13 protein-coding genes and 1 pseudogene are annotated in these 16,905 nt (G+C 63.6%); 7 read left to right on the forward strand and 7 right to left on the reverse strand.

The genetic code is table 11. The features are described from left to right. From EOA78_RS18930 to EOA78_RS18950, 5 genes and pseudogenes are all read right to left on the reverse strand, one after another. Positions 1-223 (reverse strand): hypothetical protein (locus EOA78_RS18930; protein ID WP_164783819.1); only part of this gene is annotated, 223 nt, incomplete at its 3' end. Between the two features lie 172 nt (positions 224-395). Next, on the reverse strand, positions 396-1,925 hold the full coding sequence (locus tag EOA78_RS18935; protein ID WP_127316446.1) for a DHA2 family efflux MFS transporter permease subunit: 1,530 nt from the start codon (positions 1,923-1,925) through the stop codon (positions 396-398). Positions 1,926-2,370: 445 nt separating this feature from the next. Further along, positions 2,371-3,549 carry an HlyD family secretion protein gene (locus tag EOA78_RS18940; protein WP_127316447.1) on the reverse strand — a complete coding sequence of 393 codons (1,179 nt, stop codon included), beginning with the start codon at positions 3,547-3,549 and terminating at the stop codon, positions 2,371-2,373. Beyond that, a complete protein-coding gene (locus EOA78_RS18945; RefSeq protein ID WP_127316486.1) occupies positions 3,546-4,025 on the reverse strand; it encodes a MarR family transcriptional regulator in 480 nt (159 codons plus the stop codon). Before EOA78_RS18945 ends, EOA78_RS18940 begins: the two co-directional genes overlap by 4 nt. A gap of 37 nt (positions 4,026-4,062) precedes the next feature. Continuing rightward, positions 4,063-4,302, reverse strand: a pseudogene (locus tag EOA78_RS18950) (iron chelate uptake ABC transporter family permease subunit); the annotation flags it as partial. 210 nt (positions 4,303-4,512) lie between these two features. Between EOA78_RS18950 and EOA78_RS18955 the strand changes: the two are divergent. The 4 genes from EOA78_RS18955 to EOA78_RS18970 all read left to right on the forward strand — a co-directional run bounded on the left by EOA78_RS18955 (position 4,513) and on the right by EOA78_RS18970 (position 10,918). Next, positions 4,513-5,646, forward strand: coding sequence for an efflux RND transporter periplasmic adaptor subunit (locus EOA78_RS18955; protein WP_127316448.1), 1,134 nt, complete (start codon positions 4,513-4,515; stop codon positions 5,644-5,646). After that, positions 5,643-7,217, forward strand: a complete 1,575-nt coding sequence (locus EOA78_RS18960) for an FAD-dependent monooxygenase (RefSeq protein WP_127316449.1) — start codon at positions 5,643-5,645, stop codon at positions 7,215-7,217. The genes EOA78_RS18955 and EOA78_RS18960 overlap by 4 nt, the downstream gene beginning before the upstream one ends. Before the next feature lie 111 nt (positions 7,218-7,328). Then, a complete protein-coding gene (locus EOA78_RS18965) occupies positions 7,329-10,457 on the forward strand; it encodes an efflux RND transporter permease subunit (RefSeq protein WP_281034053.1) in 3,129 nt (1,042 codons plus the stop codon). Positions 10,458-10,555: 98 nt separating this feature from the next. Next, on the forward strand, positions 10,556-10,918 hold the full coding sequence (locus EOA78_RS18970; protein ID WP_127316450.1) for a hypothetical protein: 363 nt from the start codon (positions 10,556-10,558) through the stop codon (positions 10,916-10,918). A 42-nt stretch (positions 10,919-10,960) separates the two neighbouring features. On the opposite strand, the gene EOA78_RS18975 is transcribed toward EOA78_RS18970, so the two are convergent. Next, positions 10,961-12,469: a winged helix-turn-helix domain-containing protein gene (locus EOA78_RS18975; protein ID WP_127316451.1), complete on the reverse strand. Its 1,509-nt coding sequence runs from the start codon at positions 12,467-12,469 to the stop codon at positions 10,961-10,963. Between the two features lie 193 nt (positions 12,470-12,662). Between EOA78_RS18975 and EOA78_RS18980 the strand changes: the two genes are divergently transcribed. Continuing rightward, complete coding sequence (locus tag EOA78_RS18980; protein ID WP_127316452.1) at positions 12,663-13,496, forward strand: AraC family transcriptional regulator; 834 nt, start codon at positions 12,663-12,665, stop codon at positions 13,494-13,496. A 7-nt stretch (positions 13,497-13,503) separates the two neighbouring features. On the opposite strand, the gene EOA78_RS18985 is transcribed toward EOA78_RS18980, so the two are convergent. Then, a complete protein-coding gene (locus EOA78_RS18985; protein WP_127316453.1) occupies positions 13,504-14,439 on the reverse strand; it encodes a helix-turn-helix domain-containing GNAT family N-acetyltransferase in 936 nt (311 codons plus the stop codon). A gap of 401 nt (positions 14,440-14,840) precedes the next feature. Here EOA78_RS18985 and groES point away from each other — a divergent pair, with 401 nt between their 5' ends. Together groES and groL are read left to right on the forward strand one after the other, a co-directional pair. After that, the gene (gene groES, locus EOA78_RS18990; RefSeq protein ID WP_127316454.1) at positions 14,841-15,137 is read left to right on the forward strand and encodes a co-chaperone GroES; all 297 of its coding nucleotides are present in this window, start codon (positions 14,841-14,843) and stop codon (positions 15,135-15,137) included. A 62-nt stretch (positions 15,138-15,199) separates the two neighbouring features. Then, positions 15,200-16,855 carry a chaperonin GroEL gene (gene groL / locus EOA78_RS18995; protein ID WP_127316455.1) on the forward strand — a complete coding sequence of 552 codons (1,656 nt, stop codon included), beginning with the start codon at positions 15,200-15,202 and terminating at the stop codon, positions 16,853-16,855. The last annotated feature ends 50 nt before the right edge of the window (positions 16,856-16,905 follow it).

Raw genomic sequence — 16,905 nt, forward strand, 5'->3', positions numbered from 1 at the left:
GGATCAGCCGTTCATCGGCGTCGAAAAAGCAGATGCCTTGCGAGATGTTGTCGATCGCCGTCTCGAACCGCAGCGCCTGCCCCTCGAGCGTTGCGATCGTAGCTCGAAGCTCGCGCTCGAGGTTTTCGTACGAGGCGGTCGTCAGTTTCGTCAGCGCGGCCAGATTGGCCGATTCGGGCGCTTCGGGCGCTTCGGCGGCTTGCCTCGATGATTTCGTGGCCAAACGGAATTCCTCCGGCTCGGTGCATGGGGCGAGGCAAACAAAGCTCGCCTGCAAGCTAAACGGGTGCATTGTGGTCCGGATATACTAATGGTCGGTGAACCGGTTCGATGCCGGAGGCGACCGGCCGTGGATTTCTCAGGTCACGATTTGAGTTCGGAGCCCGGATCGAGCATCAGTCCATATGCGCGGCGGGACCGGCGGTCGGACCGGCCTTTGGCTTGCGCAGCAGGAAAACAAACGGGATGGCAAGCAGCGTCATCATCATCAGCAGCTTGAAGTCATTGACGTAAGAGATCATCATCGCTTGAATATTGACCATGCCGCCCACTTGGGAAAGCGCCGTCGGATCGCCGCCCGCCGCTGCCGGCAACGCCGCCCAGAGATTGGGATTGAACGGGTTGATGTAAGCTGAGAGCTCGGCATGGTTCACCTGCGTGTTGGGTACCAGGAGAACCGTCACCACCGATACGCCGATCGACGAACCAAGATTGCGCACCAGGCTGAATAACGCAGTGGCATCGGTGCGGAAGCGCGCGTCGAGCGTGGCGAAGGCCACGGTCGACAGCGGCACGAACACCATTCCCATTCCAAGGCCCTGGATGACGCCGGAGCTGAGGATGAGCCAGCTGTCCATCTGCGGTGAAAAGCTAGACATGGTGTAGAGCGATTGCGCGGTCAGGAGGAAGCCGATGACGACGAGGATTCGGGCATCGACTTTGTGCATGATGCGGCCGACCAGCAGCATCGAAATCATCGTGCCGACACCGCGTGGTCCCATGACGATACCGATCGTGACGGTCGGATAGCCGAAGATGGTCGACAGCATTGGCGGCAGCAGCGCCATGCTCGCCAGAATGAGCACGCCCATGACAAAGATGAACGCCAGCCCGGTCACAAAATTGCGGTCGAGGAATATCTTCGGGTCAATGAAGGGCTGCTCCGCCGTCAACGTGTGAATGATGAACACCCAGAAGCCGGTGATGGAAAGACCGAGTTCGATCCATATCTCGACCGAGGAAAACCAGTCGACCTCGCCGCCGCGATCCAGCATCAGCTGCAGCGCGCCGACGCCGAGCGACAACATGGCAAAGCCGAAGAAATCGAAGCTGCGTATCCGCCTTGCAACGGCCGGCAAGTAGGCGGCCATGCCAAGGAAGGCGAGGATGCCGACCGGCAGGTTGATGAAGAACACCCAGCGCCAGTTGAAATTCTCGGTCAACCAGCCACCGAGCGTCGGGCCCAGGATCGGTCCCAGCATGATGCCGGCGCCCCAGATCGCCATGGCCTGGCCGTGGCGTTCCTTGGGGTTGATGTCGAGCAGGAAGGTCTGCGACAGCGGCACGATAGCCGCGCCGAACACGCCTTGCATGAGGCGGAACAGCACCATGGTTTCAAGGCTCCATGCCAGACCGCACAGCATGGAGAAGATGGTGAAACCGACCACCGCCGTCAGGAACAGCTTCTTGCGGCCAAAGCGGTCGGCCAGCCAGCCGGTCACCGGCGTCATGATCGCCGCGGCAACGATGTAGGAGGTCAACACCCAGTTGATATTGTCGGGGGAAGCGCTGAGATCGCCGGTCATGGTCGGCAGCGCGACGTTGGCGATCGTGGTGTCGAGCGCCTGCATGATCGTCGCCAGCATCAGTGCAACGGTTATCAGGCCGCGATGCGGCACTTCGCGAAAGGGCTCTGGCGTGCTCATGATGTGGAACTTCCGGCAGGTGACAAAAACGTGTACACTAGAGTGACGTGCGTCCATTTGGACGCACAAAGTACGCTCTAGTACTTTTGAGACTGCGCATCGTGCTTTCCGAAAATCGATTCCGATTTTCGGGCCGATGCGCTAGGCTTCCGGGCGGCGAGGCCTTCCGTGTGGAGAGACCCTCATCGCGGTGGGACGCGAAATCGATGTGGGGAGTTACATCGACCGAGCGTCTCGATAACGGGCGCCTGCCGCCCGGAAACCTGAGGACCAAAGCGGCCTGCGTCGGATTGTTCAGGCTTCGGTCTGGCCGCAATGCAGCCCGGTCCGAGTCCCAACCCTCACCGCATCCCCCTCAGACCAATCCTGCCATCTGCATTCCTCTCGCCGGCCTGCATTCTACTTGTTACGTGTCAGGCTTCATCATCCGATGGAACGAGGTGGTCTATTGCGCCTCACCCGCCGTGGCGTGGCCGAAGATGCTCGGAAGCCCGCGGGAAACGCCGGTGTCCACCGTAACGGTCGCACTCATGCCGGTGCGCAGCACCATCTTGGCGTCGGCATCGGCCAGTTGCAGGCGTACCGGAATGCGCTGGGTGACCTTGACCCAGTTGCCGGTGGCGTTTTGGGCGGGCAACAGCGAGAACTCGGCCCCCGTGCCGGCGCCGATCGCCTTGACCGTGGCTTCGAACGTCTTGCCCGGATAGGTGTCGACCACGATTTCAGCCTTCTGGCCGGGCTTCATATTGGTGAGCTGGGTTTCTTTGAAATTGGCATCGATCCAGGTGTCGCCGGTCTCGACCAGCGAAAACAGCGGCGTACCCGAGCCGACATACTGGCCGACCTTGAACGAGGCAGCCTGGCTGATGATGCCGGCGGCCGGCGCCTTGACCGTGGTCTGCCCCAAATCGTAGGCAGCCTTGTCGCGTGCGGCGAGCGCCGCCATCACGGTCGGATGCTTGTCGGTCTCGATATCGGGATTGCCGCCAAGCGCCGCCCTGGCGCTGAGGATGCCCTGCTCGGCCGCGGCCAGTTGCTGCTTGGCCTTGTCGAGTTCGTTCCTGGCCTCATCCAGCGACGATTTGGCGTTAATGCCCTTGCGGGCAAGGTCGGCGGCCCGGTCATATTGCGACTGCGCGTAGTCGACCTGGCTGGCGTCGGACTTCTCCTGCGCTACCGCCTGGCTGTAGGCCGCACGCAACTGCTCGACATTGAGGCGCGCGCCGGCCACCGCCGCATCGGCCTGGGCCAGTGCGATCCGGTAGGGCTCGGAATCGATGGCGAATAATACGTCGCCCTGCTTGACGGACTGATTGTCGAAAATGTCGACCTGAACGATGCGACCTGCCGTATCGGCGGCGATCGAGACCTTGGCCTGCTGCAGATTGGCGTTCTCGGTCTCCTGATAGCGGCCGCCGGTCACCCAGACGTAGCTGCCGCCGGCGATCAGTGCCACGGGGAGTGCGAACATCAAAAGGAAGCGGCCGACACGGCGCTTCTTCTTCGGCGCCACCGGCGCCGGTTCTACCGGCGGAGCGACCGTAACCGGGGCTGCCGCGGGCTGCGCGGGAGCTTCCATCTCCAGCTTGCTCGCATTCTCATCTACCTTGGCTACCGCGTTCATGCTGCTGCGCCTTCTGCACTCTCGACTTTTTCGGCGGACGCCGTGTCGCCGTCCGCCAGGTTCTTGGCCATCGCCTCCAGACCCTTGATCAGGATGCGGCGATCTTGCGGCGACACGCCGGTCAGCGATTCTTCATAGACTTCGCCGGCGAGGCTCTTGATCTCTGCATAGGCCTCGCTCGCTTTGGCGGTCGGGAAGATCATGCGAACGCGGCGGTCGGCGGCGTCGGAACGGCGCTCGATCCAGCCGCTCTCCTCCATGCGGTCGACCAGGCGCGAGACGCTGATCGGCTCGATCTCGAGAAGCTCGGCGAGCCGCGCTTGCGTGATGCCTTCTTCTTTGGCGACGCGGACCATAAGCCGCCATTGCGCCGAGGAAAGGCCGAGCCCGCTGGCCCTCGCCTCGAAGCGCTTGCGCATCAGGCGCTGCACGTCGTGGATCAAAAAGCCCAATCTATCGATGCCGTCGGAAACCATGAGCAGCATATATTATAAGCGTGCTCATCATTCAAGGGGCCGAATTTTCGCCGGCCAGGAAAGCGTCGAGCCGACGGTGGTTCCAAAGTCCGAAGACAAGGATGGTGCCTGCGCCCAGAGCAGCCAGCCCGACATTGTCCCATCGCGCCAGCCCGAGCCCGCCTATCGTCCAGAACAGCACCGAGTGAGCGGCGCGCTGGTCGCCGGCAAAGACGAGATAGTTGGTCAAGGCGGTGAACATGAACGAGACGGCAAGGCCGGCGAGGATCAGCCGTTCCAGCATGGAAGAGGTCGGTCGCCAAAACATCGGAAAATTCTCAGAATCCGATCGGGATTTCAGCGCCTGAAAAGCCGAATGAAAGCGTGCTGGGGAACGGGCCAATTGACCCTGTTTTCACGCCAAGGCGTCCGGCCCCGTCTCCAGCAAGGATCATAGCCGGCTGTCGCACCCATTCCGGCGCCGGCCGCAACATGGATAGGAGACAACATGACTGCCGCATTCCACAGCAGGTTGAAACGTGGCCTCGTCGGCGTATCGATCGCGGCGCTCGCCTGCGCCGCCGCCGTCACCTGGTACGCCGCCAAGGGCGAGGCCGCGAGCGCAAAGCCGGATGTGCCGGAAGCGAAGCTGGTCAAGGCCGTGACGGTGAAGCCGGCACCGCAGGCGGACAGCCGGCTCGCGATCGGCGAAATCCGCCCACAGCGCGAAAGCGACCTTGGGTTCCGGCTCTCAGGCAAGCTCGTGCAGCGCACGGCAGCAGTAGGCCAGATTGTCAGGAAAGGCGAAGTGCTCGCCCGCATCGACGACCAGGATTATCGCAACCGCTTGCGTAGCGCCGAGGCCGATGTCGCGGCGGCGCAGGCCGTGCTGGTCGAGGCGAGCGCCGCCGAGGCCCGCCTCGGAGCGCTGCTTGCCAAAGGCTTCACGACGCGCGCCAGCTACGATGCGACGTTGAAGAACCTCCGCTCGGCGCAAGCCAAGCTGGACTCGGCAAAGATTGGCTTGGAGATGGCCAGGGATCAGCTCGCTTATACCGAACTGCACGCGGATTTCGACGGCGTGGTGACGGCGACTGGCGCCGAGGAAGGCCAGCTCGTCAATGTCGGGCAGATGGTCGTGCGCATCGCCGATCCGCAAGCCCGCGACGCTGTCTTCTCGATCCCCGAGGCTGTCTTCTCAAATCGCCGCAGCACCGGGCATCCGCCGGCGATCATGGTCTCGCTGCTGAGCAATCCGGCGATCTCGACATTCGGCGTCATCCGCGAGGTGTCGCCTGTGGCCGATGCCGCCACCCGCACCTTCCAAGTGAAGGTTTCGCTGCGCAACGCTCCGGATGAAATGCGCTTTGGCAGCAGCGTCGCGGGCCGTGTCAACGAATCCAGCGCGCCTGTCGTAGTGCTGCCGGGAAGTGCACTGTTCGACAAGGATGGTCAGCCGGCCGTGTGGATTGTGGGCGCTTCGTCGGCCGTCGAGCTGAAGCCCGTCGTCATTGCTCGTTACGAGACCGAGCGGGTCGTCGTCAGCGGCGGCCTGGCCGAAGGCGATTTGGTCGTAACCGCCGGCATCAACCGGCTGCGCGAACACGAAAAGGTTCGCATCGTGGCAGGAGAAACCAGATGAGCCCGTCACAAACGAAAGTCCTGATCGCCGGCGCCGGACCAACCGGGCTGACGCTTGGCCTCTGGCTCACCCGTCTCGGCGTGCCGGTCCGCATCTTCGACAAGGCCGCAGGTCCAGGCGAGACATCGCGCGCGCTCGCCGTCCAGGCCCGCACGCTCGAGTTCCACCGCCAGATCGGCATCGTCGAGGACGTGCTTGCCGCCGGCGTGCGGCTGGAGCAACTCACCGTGCGCACGCCGGCCGGCATTGCCGCAAAGCTGCCGATCTCCGACTTTGGCCGCGGCATCAGCCCGTTCCCCTTCGCATTCGCGCTGCCGCAGGACATTCACGAGCGCATCCTGATCACGCATCTCGAGCGCGCCGGGGTTCGGGTCGAGCGCAATACGGAGCTGGTCGCGTTCGAGGACAGGACCAGTTCGGTTGTCGCCACATTGCGCAATGGCGGTGTGACCGAGACAGTCTGCGCCGCATATCTCGTCGGTTGCGACGGCGCCCGCAGCACCGTGCGGCATGGGCTAAATATTGACTTCCCGGGTGGCACCTACGAACAGGCCTTCTACGTCGCCGACGTGAAGGGCAGCGGCGCGGTCACCCGCAACGGCATGGACACCACGGTCAGCGCTTACGGTTTCGCGATCGTCATGCCGGTCAGGCAATCCGGTTCACTGCGTCTGATCGGCATCGTCCCGAAGGCGCATGAAGCCAACAAGACGATTACCTTCGAGGCGATCCGCGCCGATGTCGAGCGCGACACCGGCATCAAGGTCAACGAAGTTAACTGGTTCTCGACCTACCGCGTCCACCACCGCGTTGCCGAACGCTTCCGCGTCGGCCGCGTATTCCTCTGCGGCGATGCCGGCCACATCCACAGCCCGGCCGGCGGCCAAGGCATGAATACCGGCATGGGCGATGCGGTCAACCTAGGCTGGAAGCTCGCTGCCGTGGTTCAAGGCCGTGCCAAACAACGCCTGCTCGACAGCTACGAGCCGGAACGCATCGCCTTTGCTCGGAAGTTGATCGAGAGCACCGACACGGCGTTCCGCTTCATCACCAGCCGCTCGCGCCTGGTCGGCCTGTTTCGCCGCTATCTGATGCCAAAGATCCTGAACGTCCTGTTACACACCTCGTTCGGCTCGCGCGCCTTCTTCGGCCTGATCTCGCAGGCCGCGATCCAGTACCGTTCCGGGCCGATCAGTTCCGGCACGGCCGGGAAAATCAGCGGCGGCGATCGCCTGCCCTATGTCCTCACCGCCAGCGGCAACAATTTCGAGCCGCTGCGCTCGCTGGACTGGCAGGTGCATGTCTATGGCGAGGCGACTGCCGAGTTCCGGGCGATGCTGGCTCCGACCGGCATCCCGATCCACAGCTTCGCCTGGTCCGACATGGCCAAAGCCACGGGCCTGCATCGCGACGGTGCCTATCTGGTGCGGCCCGACGGCCATGTCGCGCTGGCCTCGCCGGTGCAGGAGGCAGCAGCGTTCCAGCGCTATCTCGCGGCGCTCTCGCTCCGGCCAAGGCTGGCCGAGCGCGCGCCCTACCGGGTTGCAGGCACCATGCACAGCCTGGCCTGACAGTTGCTGCGTCCGCCGATCGCGGGCGCAGCACCGACAAACCTTCAACAGCACAACGTAGCCGGCGTCCGGCCGCGCGCCAGACGCCGCGCGCCATCAAGGAGTTGCATCATGACCAGCTTCAACCTTTCCGAATGGGCGCTGCGCCACAAGAGCTTCGTCATCTACCTGATGATCGCGGCCGCGCTCGCCGGTATGTTCGCCTATACGGGCCTCGGCCGCGAAGAGGACCCGCCCTTCACCATCAAGACTATGGTGGTCAAGACTTTATGGGCGGGGGCCACGACCAGCGACACGGTCGAACAGATTACCGACCGGATCGAGAAGAAGCTCGAGGAGCTTCCCAACCTCGACTACGTCAAGAGCTACACCAAGCCCGGCGAATCCGTGGTCTTCGTCAACCTGAAGGACACGGTCGCGGCCGACCAGGTGCAGCCGCTCTGGTACCAGGTGCGCAAGAAGCTCGACGATATCAAGTCGACGATGCCTTCCGGCGTCCAAGGCCCCTTCTACAATGATGAGTTCGGCGACACCTACTCGCTGATCTACGCGCTCACCTCCGACGATCTCAGCCATCGCGAGCTGAAAGACATCGCCAGCAGCCTGCGTGCAGGGCTGCTGACGGTGCAGGACGTCGCCAAGGTCGAGCTGATCGGTCAGCAGGACGAGAAGATCTATCTGGAATTCTCGACACAGAAGGTCGCCGCACTCGGGCTCGACGTCGGCACGCTCTCGCAGGCGCTGCAGGCGCAGAATGCGCTGACCCCGAGCGGCACGGTCGATGCCGGTCCCGAACGCATCGCCATTCGGGTGTCCGGAGAATTCACCTCTGAGGACAGCCTGAAGGCGATCAACCTCTATGCCAATGGCCATTATTTCAGGCTGGGCGATGTCGCCGAGGTCAAGCGCGCCTATTCCGACCCGCCGCAGCCGATGTTCCGCTTCAACGACCGGCCGGCTGTCGGTATTGCCATCTCGATGACATCGGGCGGCGATGCGCTGGCGCTTGGCGAGAACGTCAAGGAGAAGATGCACGAGATGGCGGCCGAACTGCCTGTCGGCGTGGAGCTCGGCCTGGTCGCCGACCAATCGCATGTGGTGGAGGAATCCGTCGGCGAGTTCACCAAGAGCCTCAGCGAAGCCATTGCCATCGTGCTTGCCGTCAGCTTCCTGGCGCTCGGCTGGCGTCCGGGCATCGTTGTGGCCGTCGCCATCCCGCTGGTGCTGGCGATCACCTTCGTCACCATGGAGTATTTCGGCATCTCGCTGCAGCGCATCTCACTCGGCGCGCTGATCATCGCTCTCGGCCTTCTGGTCGACGACGCCATGATCGCGGTCGAGATGATGATTTCCAAAATGGAGGAAGGCTACGACCGGATCTCGGCCGCCACGTATGCCTACACCTCGACCGCTTTCCCGATGCTCACCGGCACGCTGGTGACGATTGCCGGCTTCGTGCCGGTCGGCTTCGCCAAGAGCGGCGCCGGCGAATACTGCTTCTCGCTGTTCGCGGTCGTTGGTATAGCGCTGGTCGTCTCCTGGGTCGTCGCGGTGCTGTTCACGCCGCTGACCGGCGTCGTCCTGCTGCCTGAGCGCATCAAGCGCCATGGCAGCCACGAGCCCTCGCGCCTGGCGCGCGGCTTCCGGGTGCTGCTCGAGACGGCGATGCGGGCGAAATGGCTGGTGCTGTCAGCGACCGCCGGGCTGTTTGCCCTCTCGGTTGTGGCCATGGGCTATGTCGGGCAGGAGTTCTTCCCGAAATCCGACCGGCCGGAGGTAATGGTCGATCTCACCTTGCCGCAGACGGCATCGATCAAGGCGACCGACGAGGTCGTGGACCGCGTCGAGAAGCTGCTCGCCGCCGATCCCGACATCGACCACTGGAGCTTCTATGTCGGCCAGGGCGCGGTGCGCTTCTATCTGCCGCTCGACGCCCAGCTCGCCAATGACTTCTTCGCCCAGGCGGTTGTCGTCACCAAGGGGCACGCCGTGCGCCAGGCCGTCATCGAGCGGTTGGAAAAGTCGCTCTCCAGCGGCTTCGACGATGTCATGACCCGCGTCACGCCGCTTGAACTCGGCCCACCGGTCGGCTGGCCGCTGAAGTTCCGCGTCAGCGGGCCGGATCCGGACGAGACGCGCAGCCTGGCCCAGCAGTTCGCACAGGTACTGGGCAGCAATGGTGCCGTGCGCAATATCAACTACGACTGGAACGAGCCTGCCAAGGTCATCAAGGTCGAGGTCGATCAGGACAGGGCGCGCGCGCTGGGCATCTCCTCGCAGGAGCTTGCCGACACGATTAATTCGATTCTGTCGGGGTCGAAAATCACGCAGATGCGCGACGATACCTATCTGGTCGACATCGTGGCCCGTGCCGTGCAGTCGGAACGCGCCGACATCGACACGCTGCGCACGCTGACGGTCAGCACGTCGGGCGGACGCCGCGTGCCGCTCGACCAGGTCGCCTCGCTCTCCTATCAGACCGAGGCGCCGCTGATCTGGCGCCGAGGCCGTCTGCCGACAGTGACCGTACAGGCCGACGTCGCGACGGGCGCCGATCCCGCCTCCGTGGTGCGCAAGCTCGACAGCGCGATCGCTGCCTTCAAGGCGGAACTGCCGCCCCGCTACAGCGTCGAACAGGGCGGCGTCATGGAGGACAGCGCCAAAGCGCAAGCGAGCATCTTCGTCGTCTTCCCGCTGATGCTGTTCATCATGACCACCGTGCTGATGATCCAGCTGCTGAGCTTCCAGCGCCTGGTGCTGGTGCTGCTCACCGCTCCGCTGGCGCTGATCGGCGTTGCCGGCGCGCTGCTGATGTCGGGAGCACCGATGGGCTTCGTCGCCATTCTCGGCGTCATGTCGCTGATCGGCATGGTGATCCGCAACTCGGTCATCCTGATCACGCAGATCGATCAGCACATCGCCTCCGGCGAAGAGCCGTGGTCGGCGGTGATCAGCGCCACCGCGCATCGGCTGCGGCCGATCCTGCTGACGGCGGCGGCAGCCATCCTTGGTATGATCCCGATCGCGCCGACGGTGTTCTGGGGCCCGATGGCCTATGCGGTGATGGGCGGCCTGCTGGTGGCGACGGTGCTGACGCTGATCTTCCTGCCGACCCTCTACGTCGCGTGGTTCGGCATCAAGGCACCGGCACGGGATGTGGCGCCGGCGAGCCGAGCTCTGCCGGACACCACGTCCTGGTCCGGCAACGCCATCCCAGAGCTTCCGGGTGCGCCGGGCTGACCGGCGCATCCCGGGAGGACCCGAGGCCGGCCGGGGCGCAATGCGCGGCGCCGGTCACCAGCAATGCAACCCAACGATACGGCAAAGGAGAGATGAGAATGACCAGACATACCGATGCGTTCAGCGGCGAGCGGCCCGTTGCCGCCGCCCCTTCCCGCCGCCAGGCGATCAGCATCGCCGCGATCGGCATAGCGATCGCCGCGACAGACCTTGCCGGCCTTGCCCCGCTTTCCTTCGTCGGCGAGGCACAGGCCCGCATCGGCCAGCCGTTGACGCCAGGCAGCGTCGCCGGCGTGACGCGGCGCACGACAAGACGTGTGCTTCGGCACACCGCCGTTTACGTCGCCGCCTTGCCTACAGGCTGCGTGCGCACCAACGTCGACGGCTTCACCGTCTGGCGGTGCGGCACCACATACTACCGGCGCTATCATGGTCGTTACGTCGTCGTCCGTGTCGACTGAACGCAGCGCCGATGGAGCAATTCGCGGCAGGCGCCGCCCGCCTCATAGCGGCGCCTGCGGCCCGAGGGCAAGCATAACGCCTTCGGCGAGATGGTCCGCGTCGGCCTGGTTCTCGAACGGGACGCCGCGCAGCGCATAATCGAGCGGCGAGAAAGGATCGCCATCCTCAATGAGGACGATTTGCCGGCGCGCCCGCTCCATGTCGCCCATCTGGGCATAGCAGGCCGCCAGCCTCGTCCGGATCCATGGTGCCGGGCGCGTGGCGAGCTCCAGCGCTTCCGCCGCCTGCCGATATTCTCCCATCATATAGAGCGCCAATGCGCGGTCGAACTGGTACCAATGTGGGTGCAAAGGATCGATGCGGATGCCACGCGCCAGCCAGGTCAGCGCCTCGAGCGGTCTGCCGCGCATTGTAAGCAGCATGCCCATCTGCTCGATGCTGTCGGCGTCATAAGGGTTGAGCTGCAGCGCGATGCGCATGTGGTGCTCGGCCGCTTCATGGTCGCGCATATAGAGTCGCACCAGCGACTGCACCCGATGGCCGGTCGCCTGGTCCGGCGAGAGCGACAGACCCTTGTCGGCAAGGTCGCGGGCGTTATCCAGCACCGCGTCGCTGGCACGCCCGAATTCTCCATCCAATGCGCGCGCCAAAGCGAGGTAGGTGTAGGCCAGGCCATACGTCGGGTCCTTGGCGATGGCCGCCTCGAACAACGCCTCGGCACCTCGCTGGTCGGTCTGGGCAGGATCGCGCAAGAGGGCGAAGCCACGCAGCGCCAGTTCATAGGCGGCAAGGCTGGTGATCGGCTTGCGTGAGGCCTGCTGCAGGCCGGCATTGTTGACCCGCGTCACCAGCCTGCCGACAATCTGCTCCACGATCTCCTGCTCGATCGCGAACAGGCCGGTGCCGCGAGACTGATAGCGGTCGCCCCAGAGCTGGCTGGCGCTCGCGGTGTCGATGAGGTTGACGGCCGCTACCACGTGTTCGCCCTGACGACGCACTGACCCTTCGACGATGAAGTCCGCGCCGATGCGCGAACGGATTTGCGGCCACTCCGCGCGCGCGAAAGAGGAAAAGGAAAAGCTCGAGTTGCGCGCCAGGACGGTGACGGTTCCGAAGCGTGCCAGCCCGTTGATGATATCCTCGGCGAAGCCATCGACAATCGCCTCGTCCGCCGGATCGCCGCCTTCATTGCGGAAGCGCAGCACCGCCACGATCGGTTGCACGCCGATCTCAGGCGATTGCTCGGCTTCGGCCGCCAGCATGTAGCCTCTCTTGGAGACGGTGCGAACCATATCCTCGCCGATCGATTTGCGGATCTCGCGGATCGATTGCGTCAGGGAATCCTCGGTGACGAAGATGCCGGGCCAGGCAACTTCCATCAGCTCCGATTTCGGCACGATACGGCCCATGTTGCGACAGAGGTGCTTCAGCAGGACATAGGCTTTTGGGCGGAGGAATACCGGCCCGTTGGGACCGCGCAGCGTTCCCCTGGCGAGATCCAGCGTGAACCCGCCGAAGCGAAAGACCTGATCGGCAGCCGAGATTGTCACCGGCACCTCCCTGACAACACATTGAGATGCCGCATGGACGCCACGTCAAGAGCCGTGTGACGCGGTTTAGCGGACGGGACAGCTGTCTAGGGAGTTCGCGATCACGGTCGTTGAATTTTGCGGGAGGCGCAATTTCGATCAAACTGACCGTGCGGAAAGACAGCAACATGATTTGGCCAATGCAAGGAGCAATATGAATCCGACGGAGAAAGCGCTGTGGTTCGTCGAAAGCCATCTGCCGGAAGCAGTCTCGCTCGACGATGTCGCCAAGAGCAGCGGCGTGTCGCGCTTTCACGTGACGCGGGCTTTCGGTGCGGCGACCGGCCATTCGGTGATGGGCTACGTCCGTTCTCGCCGGCTGACCGAAGCGGCGCGCAAGCTAGCAGCCGGCGCACCCGACATCCTCTCGGTCGCGCTCGACGCCGGCTACGCCTCGCATGAGGCCTTCACCCGCGCCTTCCGCGACCAGTTCGGCACAACGCCGGAACTGGTGCGCGCGCAAGGCTCGCTCAACAATCTCGATCTCGTGGAGCCGATCCTGATGGACCAGTCCATTCTCACCACCCTCGAGCCGCCGCGCTTTGAAACCAGCCGGCCGTTTCTCATCGCTGGTCTCGGCGAACGCTACAGCTGCGAAACCAGCGCCGGGATCCCGATGCAATGGCAGCGGTTCGGCCCCTATATCGGCAACATTCCTGGTGAGATCGGCGACGTCGCGTATGGCGTCTGCATCAACGGTGACGATGCAGGCAATTTCGACTATATCGCCGGCGTCGAAGTGTCCGATTTTTCGGACCTGCCGAGGGAATTTTCGCGCGTGCGCGTGCCGGCGCAGAAATACGCCGTGTTTGCCCATCGTGACCACATCTCGACCATCCGCCGCACGGTCAACACGATCTGGAACAAATGGCTGCCGGCCTCCGGGCATGAGGTCGCCGATGCGCCCGAATTCGAGCGCTATGGCCCCGACTTCGATCCGCGCAGCGGCAATGGCGGGCTGGAAATCTGGATACCGGTCAAGGCCTAAAGCACCACTACAGTTCCAGGTTCCAGTTCTGGCCGACCAGATCCTTGCCGAAGGCGTGGTGACGCTCCTCGTCGGCCAATTTGAAACCGGCCGCCTCGTAGATGCGGCGCGCTGAGGTGAGCACGTCGTTGGTCCACAGCGTCAACGTCTTGTATCCCTTCGCTCGGGCAAAGCCGATGCATTCCTCGACCAGCCGCCTGCCGATGCCGAGACCGCGCGCCGAGGGTTCGACATAGAGCAGGCGCAGCTTCGCCACCGCGTCCGACTGGCGCACGACAAAGACCGAGCCGACGACTTCGCCTTCCCGCTCGGCGATCCAACTGCGTTCCCATTTCGGATCGAAGGATTTGACGAAGGCGCCGAGGATTTCGGCGACCAGCGCCTCGTAGGTTTCGTCCCAGCCATATTCCTGCGCGTAGAGCAGGCCCTGGCGATGGATGATCCAGCCGATGTCGCCGACCTGCAAAGACCGCAGCATGTAGGGAATTTTGGGCTCTTCACTCTCGCCCAGCAGGAGTTGCACCGTTCGCATCGCCTTGACCAGCCTGTCCTGTTCCGGAGCGGGAAGCCGGTCGAGCAAGGCCGCGACCTGATTGTGCGAACCCTGGTTCAGCGGCGCGAAAGCCGCCCTTCCCACCGGCGTCAGCGCGATCGACGAGCGCCGCGCATCGGCTTCCGTCGCGGCGCGCTCCACCAGGCCGCGTTCCTCGAACCTTTTCAACAACCGGCTGAGGTAGCCGGGATCGAGACCGAGATCGCGCGCAAGATCGGTGGCGGTCAGGCCATCGCGATGCGCCAGTTCATAGAGCACCCGAGCCTCGGTCAGCGAGAAGGCGCTTTTCAGCAGCCCTTCGTCGAGCAGGCCGATCTGACGGGTGTAGAAGCGGTTGAAGCCCCGCACGGCATCGATCCGCTCCTTGCCGGGTTGATGATGAATTGTCATGGCATCCTCCTGCCCGCACAAGATCAACCATTTACTTGACTTAGTCAAGTATATGTTTAAGGCAGGGCCCTATCCAATCCGGCGGATGAGGCCGTCGAACGACTTTGCCTTGCGACGCTTGCCGTGCCCGTCGACGAGGCGAGCGACTGGTTCAACGAAGTGCGCCCGTGCCGAGCGGATCCTATCCGCTGGCGGAACGACAACCGCTTTTAGAGTTTGGTTCGCCGAGGGGCCAGTAGTTCACCGCCGGGCGTTGATCGGCTCATTCACCGCCTTGACTCTCGCCAGCCGCCGGCTTATCTCACCGCCACGTTAGCACTCTCCATTGGTGAGTGCTAAGCGTAGGTCCGGCGTCGCCGGACGGAGGAACTGTTCTCACCATTCTCATCGAGGAATAAAAAATGGCAAAGTCGAAGTTCCGCCCGCTTCATGACCGCGTGGTCGTACGCCGGGTTGAATCCGAATCCAAGACTGCCGGCGGGATCATCATCCCGGATACGGCGAAGGAAAAGCCGCAGGAAGGCGAGATCATCGCCGTCGGTTCCGGCGCCCGCGACGAAGGCGGCAAGCTCGTCCCGCTGGACGTCAAGGCCGGCGACCGCATCCTGTTCGGCAAGTGGTCGGGCACCGAAGTCAAGCTCAATGGCGAAGACCTTCTGATCATGAAGGAATCCGACATCATGGGCATCATCGGCTGAATATCGGCCTCACCGTCACTTAAATCTTCGGGCTCAATTCAAGCCCCTGCCAGGAGCTAAAAATGGCTGCCAAAGACGTAAAATTTTCCCGCGATGCCCGTGAGCGCATGCTGCGCGGCGTCAACATCCTCGCCGACGCAGTGAAGGTCACGCTCGGTCCCAAGGGCCGCAACGTCGTAATCGACAAGTCGTTCGGCGCACCGCGCATCACCAAGGACGGCGTCACCGTCGCCAAGGAAATCGAGCTTGAGGACAAGTTCGAGAACATGGGCGCGCAGATGGTCCGCGAAGTCGCTTCCAAGACCAACGACATCGCCGGCGACGGCACCACGACCGCGACCGTTCTGGCGCAGTCGATCGTCCAGGAAGGCCACAAGGCGGTTGCCGCCGGCATGAACCCGATGGACCTGAAGCGCGGCATCGACCTCGCGGTTAGCGACGTCGTCGCGACGCTGATCAAGAACGCCAAGAAGATCAAGACCTCGGAAGAGGTTGCCCAGGTCGGCACCATCGCCGGCAATGGCGATGCTTCGGTCGGCTCGATGATCGCCGAAGCGATGCAGAAGGTCGGCAACGAGGGCGTCATCACGGTCGAGGAAGCCAAGACCGCAGAGACCGAACTCGAAGTCGTCGAAGGCATGCAGTTCGACCGCGGCTATCTCTCGCCCTACTTCGTCACCAACGCCGACAAGATGGTTGCGGATCTGGAAGACGCCTACATCCTTCTCCACGAGAAGAAGCTCTCCAACCTGCAGGCCATGCTGCCGATCCTCGAGGCTGTCGTGCAGACCTCGAAGCCGCTGGTCATCATCTCGGAAGACGTCGAAGGCGAGGCTCTGGCCACGCTCGTCGTCAACAAGCTGCGTGGCGGCCTGAAGATCGCCGCCGTCAAGGCGCCGGGCTTCGGTGATCGCCGCAAGGCCATGCTGGAAGACATCGCCATCCTCACCGGTGGCCAGGTCATTTCCGAAGACCTCGGCATCAAGCTCGAGAATGTTGGCCTCAACATGCTCGGCCGCGCCAAGAAGGTGTCGATCTCCAAGGAGAACACCACCATCGTCGACGGCGCCGGCAAGAAGGCCGAGATCCAGGGCCGCGTCGCCCAGATCAAGCAGCAGATCGAGGAGACCACCTCGGACTACGACAAGGAGAAGCTGCAGGAACGTCTCGCCAAGCTGGCGGGCGGCGTTGCCGTCATCCGCGTCGGCGGTGCGACTGAGATCGAAGTCAAGGAAAAGAAGGACCGCGTCGATGACGCCCTCAACGCGACCCGCGCGGCCGTCGAAGAAGGCATCGTTCCCGGCGGCGGCGTCGCACTCCTGCGCGCTTCGCTGAGCATCAAGGCTGAAGGCGCCAACTCCGACCAGACGGCGGGCATCAGCATCGTGCGTCGCGCGCTGCAGGCTCCGGCTCGCCAGATCGCGGCCAACGCCGGTGCGGAAGCATCGATCGTTGCCGGCAAGATCCTCGAGAACAAGGGCCCGACCTTCGGCTTCAACGCCCAGACCGCCGAATATGGCGACATGATCGCCATGGGTATCGTCGATCCAGTCAAGGTCGTGCGCACGGCTCTCCAGGATGCGGCTTCGGTCGCCGGCCTGCTGGTCACCACCGAAGCCATGATCGCCGAGGCTCCGAAGAAGGAGGCGGCTGGCGGCGGCATGCCTGGCGGCATGGGCGGCGGCGGCATGGGCGGCATGGGCGGCATGGATTTCTAATCCAGCACTGTCTCGCATTCACGGAAAGGGCGCCGAAAGGCGCCCTTTTT

Origin of the sequence: Mesorhizobium sp. M5C.F.Cr.IN.023.01.1.1, from assembly GCF_003997585.1 — a bacterium.
Taxonomy (GTDB): Bacteria; Pseudomonadota; Alphaproteobacteria; order Rhizobiales; family Rhizobiaceae; genus Mesorhizobium; species Mesorhizobium wenxiniae.